This window comes from Pseudoalteromonas sp. SG41-5, assembly GCF_014164495.1.
Lineage (GTDB): Bacteria > Pseudomonadota > Gammaproteobacteria > Enterobacterales > Alteromonadaceae > Pseudoalteromonas > Pseudoalteromonas rhizosphaerae.
This window is the reverse complement of sequence record NZ_JACJFH010000142.1, coordinates 1-7,324: the sequence shown is the minus strand read 5'-3', so window position 1 is coordinate 7,324 and position 7,324 is coordinate 1. Positions and strand designations below refer to the sequence as shown.

Genomic DNA, 7,324 nt, shown 5'->3' with positions numbered 1-7,324 from the left:
AGTGAGTGCAAAGGCGAGTGTTTGCGTAATAGGTAGCAAAAATAAAGCCAAGCTAACTACACCAATCGCAACCGCATTGGTGCGGATCAACACGCTACGACGTATTTTATCCGACAATATCCCCATTGGCCATTGCGCGATCAGACCTGCAAAAATAGTGGCAGACATAAAAATGGCAATTTCTGACGAATTAAACCCAGATAACTTGGCAAATGTTGGTGCAAGGCCGTAAAAGCTGCCATTTATAATACCCGCAAAGTGAACAGCTGTAAGTGATTGCGGTACTTTTTTAAAGTAGTCAAGCAGACTGACTTGAATTGGTTTTAATGGCTTGGGGTGAATCCTACGAGTGATTGAAATAGGAATAATGCCAATTGCCAGCGCCATGCACACTAAAAATAGTGGTGCATAGCCAAGCTCTGGGAATTCGGCTAATGCAAATTGACCTAAAATCATACCCAGATAAGAGGTGATCATATAAAACGAAAACACTCGCCCGCGAGACTCTGGTGCAGCTTGTTCGTTGAGCCAGCTTTCGAGCACCATGTAGTTACACATCATACCAAGGCCTACAAATAGTCGCAGGGCTAACCATAAATAAATATTATCGCTAACGCCGTGTGCTGCAACGCACGCTAAAACAGCGGCGGTACTGGCTGCAAAGGTCCTAATATGGCCGACCGATTTAATAAGGTGATAACCAAGCTTTGAGCCAAGCAACAAACCCATGTAATAACATGAGGTCATTAACCCGATCCAAAAGGTCGAGATGCCATTTTTCCCTAAATAGAGGGCTAAATAGGTGGTGAGTAAACCGGTGCCAATAATTAAAAATAGATTAGCAAAATACAGCGAAGGAAATGATTTCATTTAAATGCAAATAGTTAGCCTAGACAAGTTGATACTAGAGTAACTAAATGTATTTTCCAAGTAGTAAATGGGTAGTTAAGCCTTTCTACTATTAACTATATTCGGATAAGTATTGAGTACTAAGCATTTATTACTTGGTTTTTTAGCGAATGTTACGGTGACGCTTGTAGTAAAATAGACACGTTATGGTTGAGTGTGCAATAAAGTCACTCATCAATCTAATGGATACGCTATTACTATGATTTGTATTAATTTATCGATACACAAGTAGTAAGTGTGAGGTGTTTATTGCTACACTGAATTACCTAATTTAGCGAAGTCTCAATGAAACGAATGAAAAAAATAGTTATCACTTTATTTATTATGTTGGCACTGAGTGCTTGCAGTAAGCCAATACCCGCAGATAAGTTTGCTTATATAGGTTATTGGCAAGGTCCTGGCATGTATCTAGAAATACTCCCAGATGGAACTTTTGACTATCAACGAGGTGGAACTTCTATTTCATCATCCGTTGATGAGTTTGATGGCGATAATTTCTTAGTTGATATGCTTATAATGAATACAACTTTTGAGGTTTCGCAACCACCATTTTTTAGCGATGGGCAGTGGTCAATGGTTGTTGATGGAGTAAGATTAACAAGGACGGATGACTAACTTACTCTGCGTTTATGTTAACTACTATAAAATAAACTAATTGGTATCGGTGATTCATAATGATAATAACAGCGTTTCATAGCTTAACAGCGTTCTGTGTACTGACTTTTTTGTGTTTAGCCACTTAGCTATTGCTCAGCAAGTTGATGGCTTTCAGCATACATTGATTGATGGTAAGCCTTCACTTCGTGGTTCGGCGATATTTGATCAATCGTTGTGGGTCACAGGTACCAATAATAGTGTATGGGTGAGCCAAGATGGCGGTAAACATTGGCATGATCGCAGTGTTAAAAGCAGCATAAATAATGACTTTCGTGATATTGCGGTGTTTGATACGCAAACCGCGATTGTAATGAGTGTTGGCTCAGGTAAACAGTCTTCATTATATAAAACAACAGATGCAGGTAAAAGTTGGCAATTATTGTTACAGAATCAGGATCAGGCAGGTTTTTTTGATTCAATTGCATTTTGGGATCAAGACAATGGTTTATTAATGGGTGATCCTGTCGATGGTTATTATGTAGTTAAACGTACACAAGATGGCGGCAAAACATGGACACGAACCGATAAAGTAAATTTACCTAGCTTAATACCTTCAGAGTCCGCATTTGCCGCCAGTGGTAATACACTCATTGTAGGAAAAGATAATCAAGCGTGGTTAACAACGGGTGGAAAGTCGGCTTCTGTTTATCACTCAAATGATGGTGGACTATTTTGGCTAAGGAAAAGTGTTCCTTTGTATCGTAGCGCGGATACTGCTGGTGGTTATGGTCTGGCTTTGAATAGTGATGATGATTTATTTGTTGTTGGTGGTGATTACCTGCAACGTGACAAAAACTATCCAAATATGGCACGGTATGACGTTATAAAAAATCGTTGGAAACATGTTAAATCGGGTGACCGTGGACTAAGAAGTGCGATGGCATGTAACGCATTCGCTTGCATTGCAACGGGTAAAACAGGCAGTGACATTTCATACGATCAAGGAAATACGTGGCAACCACTTGCTAATCCAAAATATGATAATACCGGTTATTTTACATTAAGCGCCAGTAATGCTCGTTTTTTATTTGCAGGTTCTGAGGGCAAAGTAGCTGTTTTAATAATACCGACTGAATAATTAGTTTGATTAAAGAGTCACTAGTGCTTAAAGGCTTTATTTTTCAGAGGTTATCGGCTTTTATCGCTGATTTAGCCTACTTTAGCGCGTTGTTATGGCATCACACTTTTGGCTATAGTAAGTTTAGATTGAAAATTCATCAATAAAAACATAGTTAAACTAACTATGAAGGTACTTTATGAAAAATAATAAAATGACAAAATTTATAGGGTTATTTTGCTGTTTAATTTTTGCAAGCTTCATACAAGCAGAAGAAAATAAGCAGGAAGATAAAAGAGCTGAATATATTCGCTCTCATTATGCTAAATACGAGTACCAAATACCAATGCGCGATGGTACTAAATTATTTACAGCGGTTTATGTACCTTATGATAAATCAAGTAAATATCCAATCATGATGCAACGCACGCCGTATCGTGTTGCTCCCTATGGTGTAGATAAGTATAAAGCCAAGTTAGGGCCCAGTGAGATTTTTGAAGAAGAAGGGTTTATTTTTGTTTTTCAAGATGTTCGCGGTAAGTTTATGTCTGAGGGTAGCTATGTAAATATGCGTCCTCAAGATGCCGGAGACAAAGGTGGTAAAGCGGTTGATGATGCAACCGATACTTACGATACCATTGACTGGCTAGTTAAAAATATCCCAAACAACAATGGCAAAGTAGGCATGTGGGGTACCTCTTATCCTGGTTACTACACGTCGGTGGCTGCAATTAATAGTCACAAAGCATTAAAAGCGATTTCACCACAGGCTCCTATTGCTAACTGGTTTTATGATGACTTTCATCGCAACGGAGCTTTTTCAACACCAATGGCATTTATCTTTTTCGATACCTTTGATAAACAACGGGAAGGTCAGTTTGCTTATTGGCCTGAAGGAATGGATTCTACAACACCCGATGGCTATGAATTTTTCCGTAAATTAGGCCCGCTTTCAAACGTAAATAAAAAATATTTTAATGGCGAGCGTCCTTTTTGGAATGAATTAACTGAGCATCCTAATTATGATGAGTTTTGGCAAAAGCGTGATGTTTTGCAACATCTTGATAATGTAAAGCCAGCGACACTAATTGTCGGTGGGTGGTATGACACTGAAGACTTGTATGGGCCATTAGCGACCTATCAAAAAATGTCTAAGCACAATAAAAAAGATAATGTACATATCATTATGGGCCCTTGGTATCACGGTCAGTGGAATCGCGGAGAAGGCGACAAAATGGGCGAAGCTAATTTTGGCTTTGATACCAGTGAGTGGTTCCAAGAGCATATATTACTGCCATTTTTTAAGCATAATTTAAAAGGCACTAAAGAAGCGTCTTTAGCGAAAGCGACGATTTTTGAAACGGGTGCCAACAGATGGCGTGAGTTTGATACTTGGCCGCCAAAAGAAACGAGCGATGTGACGCTTTATCTTGGTAACAACGAGCAATTATTAACTTCAACAGATAAGCAAGGTGGTTCGAGCGATTATATTAGCGACCCTAATAAACCCGTGCCACACTCTGCACATACAAGTCGAGGTTGGGATCGACCTTATATGGCTGAAGATCAGCGTTTTACAGCTCGACGTACCGATGTATTAGTATTTAATAGTGATGTAGCTAAAGAAGATCAAACTATTGCAGGTGCTATAGATCTAAACTTGTATGTTTCTACCAGCCAAAGTGCAGCGGACTTTGTAGTAAAACTAGTTGATGTATTTCCTGGTATGGATGAATCCACTAACAAAGTTGATGAAGCCACAGGTAACCGCCACGAATTAGTTAGATGGGGCATTATTCGTGGTCGTTTTAGAGACAGCATGAGTGAGCCCAAACCATTTGAGGCAAATAAACCCACTTTAGTTAATTTTGAATTACTGGATGTTTTACATACCATTAAACGCGGGCACAAGTTACAGATTCAAGTTCAAAGTAGCATGTTTCCATTTATGGATATGAACCCACAAAAGTATGTTGATAATATCTTTAAAGCCAAGGCTGAAGATTTCGTAAAAGCGCAACATAAACTTTACCATAGTGAGCAATACCCAAGTTCGATTTCATTTAAAGTTATAGGGCACTAGTTAAATTGTAGCTACTGCTCTTGAATGAGAAACAAATAATAATTGCCAGCTGATAAATATGTTTATCAGCTGGTGGTTATTAACTGTAGTAGCACCTACCTGATCTTAAAGTTTTGACACACCGGTTTATATTTCATCTGATAGACAGTTGTGAGCTGTATGCAGATATTGGTATAAGTTAAATTTAGCCCCACCGCCATAAATATTTTAATTTTGCCCGATAACATTATTCACTGCTGTTTTGATGCAAAATAACAAGCCTTGATTTTAGCTATTTTAATTACTTGTTTACAAAGGTAATTATTAATAGAATTATCAGAGTATGTAATATAGGCCGTTTTGAGGTGTTATAAGCCACCAAAATGGTGTTCAATAAGACGTTAGGCGTAAAGGGAGTTTCAACAATGTTTGGTAAAAATTCAACGATTCGAAAGTATAAATACAAACTTCGTCCCGCATTAGCTAAAAGGTATGGCGGTTCAGCAACGTATGCCAAAGGTCAAGTTGATAAAACCATTGATGAAATGGGCTTTGATAAAAGGCATATTCATTATGCATATTTAATGTATTGTGATGTTGCAACTTTCAAAGCTAATACACCTGTTAATGAATCTAGCGAGTCAATGAACAATACAATTACTTCCGTAACTGGAGTTGGGCTTTTTGGTGCTCTATTTGGTTCTTCACATTATGGCGGAGGGGGTGATGGAGGTTTTTCTAGCAGCGACTCTGGTGGCGGTGACTAATTTATGCACAACACATATAGGCGCGTTACGCAGTAATCTCTTATTGTGATTTCATCGCAGCCAGTTTTTTCCCGTATCCTTTTGGGATCGCTGAGGCACTTCGACTAAATGGATTTAGAAGGTAGAGCGAAGCAGGATGCCAGAGCCGAGACATTCATCAGTTAACCTGATCATGGCATTATTCAAGGCTGCTGGCTTCATTATTGGTAAAAGCATAAACAGTTGCCCTTACGTGGATAAATAGAAGTGAATGCCTTCACGTCATTCTGCGGCAACTGTATTGCCTTGTTCATAATCTAGAAAAACTGCAAAACACGACGCACTAATTAGTGTGAGCCATTATCACCTCAAATAAGCCACTCAAACACCTGCAATACCTTCCAAAACGGCAATTAAAACAACGCTAAGTCCTCTTTTTATATTTCATATGAAATAGAAGTAAACGATTGAATCAAAATAGGAACTCGGCTATGGTTAATGCATCAATAAAAATAAATTAAAAACGAGTAATTCTACAGGCTCGTTAGTTCTTCGTGAGAAATCGTATGAAATTAGCGATCGGAAACATAGTTTTTACTAAAGTGAAAAGTGAATACGATGAAGAATGGTATGATTGGCTTTCTTCGGAATTATCGATCCCTTTTCTGAACAACTCAAAGCTTCAGATAAGACTTGATTTCAATGATCAAGAATTAGATGAATTCAAATCTGAATTAGAGAAAACACTAAATAATACATTGGCTCTGGACAAAGGTGACAGAGAATATCTCAAGGAGCACCTATTCGCATACTATAGAGACTTTGTCTTAGACGTCGGAGAAGAGTGCCTTGAAGATATGCCAGCTCAGGAGAATGAAGATGATATATTTGAGTTCGTACATATATCATCTTTATCAATTAGCAGAAGCTCTATAACTGAGGAATTTTTCTGTCAATTTACAGGTGGATGCGATTGGGAGATTGAACATGGGATTTCTATATCTTTCAAGGACGGGAAGAATCTAGCTAAAGTTGGGGGTTATGGACACATAAATAACTCTGATGCTTACGCGGATAAATCCATGGATAAGTATATTTATTATGGCAATATCGTCAAAACATATGCAGCGGAATAGCACTAACAAGCGGTTGTAATCTGATCTCGGCAGTTGAGCCGAGAGTTGGTATGACTCCTACTTTTAAGTTAAACACACTGATCCTGTACTAGATCGAGTCAATATTAGCCCTGAGAACTGGTTAAAACTGATAACGCAGTTTACTCGTGTATTCCATGGTGCAGTCGGTCGACTATCTTCACAGACGAGCTATTGTGAAAGCTAAGGCTGGAAACGACGAGCGAACCTTAGTAACAGTGAAAGTTATTAGCCTAGCGCTGAATATCATTAATTAAACATTCACACCGCAACAATGCAATTATTTGGCTGTCTGTAATTAAAATTTTGATTCCGATAATCAGTTTTTATAAGTATTTTAAGCGTGGAAATATTTAGGTTTTTAGCTACACGGCAAGTTTTGTGGTTCAATTTTGAGAGATAAATTAAAGTGGGTATCTACATAAAATACTTCCTAAAACACCTGTAATACCTTTCAAAACGGCAATTAAAGCAACAGTAAATCCTCTTTTTATATTTCACATGAAATAGAAGTAAACGATTGAATCAATATAGGAGCTCAGCTATGGTTTAACCATCAATAAACATAAATTAAAAACGAGTTAAGCTAAAGGCTCGTTGGATATTACAGTGGGATTGCATATTCTCACCAGCTTTGATCACCCAATGGCATTAACTTTGATCGCTTATTCTCATTAAGCTTTGATCACGAAAATTACGCGATAATGATCACTTTTGTGTTCTTAATGATTTTGCCGAT

The 7,324-nt window shown here is 38.1% G+C and carries 6 protein-coding genes; 5 read left to right on the top strand and 1 reads right to left on the bottom strand.

The genetic code is table 11. The features are described from left to right. A partial coding sequence (locus tag H5232_RS21495; protein ID WP_182831486.1) for an MFS transporter occupies positions 1 to 870 on the bottom strand: 870 nt, incomplete at its 3' end. 324 nt (positions 871 to 1,194) lie between these two features. Between H5232_RS21495 and H5232_RS21490 the strand changes: the two genes are divergently transcribed. The 5 genes from H5232_RS21490 to H5232_RS21470 all read left to right on the top strand — a co-directional run bounded on the left by H5232_RS21490 (position 1,195) and on the right by H5232_RS21470 (position 6,567). Beyond that, positions 1,195 to 1,524 carry a membrane lipoprotein lipid attachment site-containing protein gene (locus H5232_RS21490; RefSeq protein ID WP_259400172.1) on the top strand — a complete coding sequence of 110 codons (330 nt, stop codon included), beginning with the start codon at positions 1,195 to 1,197 and terminating at the stop codon, positions 1,522 to 1,524. Positions 1,525 to 1,636: 112 nt separating this feature from the next. Further along, positions 1,637 to 2,644 carry a YCF48-related protein gene (locus tag H5232_RS21485; protein WP_182831485.1) on the top strand — a complete coding sequence of 336 codons (1,008 nt, stop codon included), beginning with the start codon at positions 1,637 to 1,639 and terminating at the stop codon, positions 2,642 to 2,644. A gap of 178 nt (positions 2,645 to 2,822) precedes the next feature. Beyond that, on the top strand, positions 2,823 to 4,706 hold the full coding sequence (locus tag H5232_RS21480; protein ID WP_259398791.1) for a CocE/NonD family hydrolase: 1,884 nt from the start codon (positions 2,823 to 2,825) through the stop codon (positions 4,704 to 4,706). A gap of 404 nt (positions 4,707 to 5,110) precedes the next feature. Further along, positions 5,111 to 5,452: a DUF6559 family protein gene (locus tag H5232_RS21475; RefSeq protein WP_182719565.1), complete on the top strand. Its 342-nt coding sequence runs from the start codon at positions 5,111 to 5,113 to the stop codon at positions 5,450 to 5,452. Between the two features lie 545 nt (positions 5,453 to 5,997). After that, entirely contained in the window at positions 5,998 to 6,567 is a 570-nt protein-coding gene (locus H5232_RS21470) for a DUF6985 domain-containing protein (RefSeq protein WP_182760973.1), read from the top strand. Positions 6,568 to 7,324: the final 757 nt, after the last annotated feature.

What these genes read in the sequence shown, in the direction of transcription:
- H5232_RS21490 (WP_259400172.1), top strand. Translation starts at nt 1,195, where the DNA reads ATGAAACGAATGAAAAAAATAGTTATCACTTTATTTATTATGTTGGCA.
- H5232_RS21480 (WP_259398791.1), top strand. Translation starts at nt 2,823, where the DNA reads ATGAAAAATAATAAAATGACAAAATTTATAGGGTTATTTTGCTGTTTA.
- H5232_RS21475 (WP_182719565.1), top strand. Translation starts at nt 5,111, where the DNA reads ATGTTTGGTAAAAATTCAACGATTCGAAAGTATAAATACAAACTTCGT.
- H5232_RS21470 (WP_182760973.1), top strand. Translation starts at nt 5,998, where the DNA reads ATGAAATTAGCGATCGGAAACATAGTTTTTACTAAAGTGAAAAGTGAA.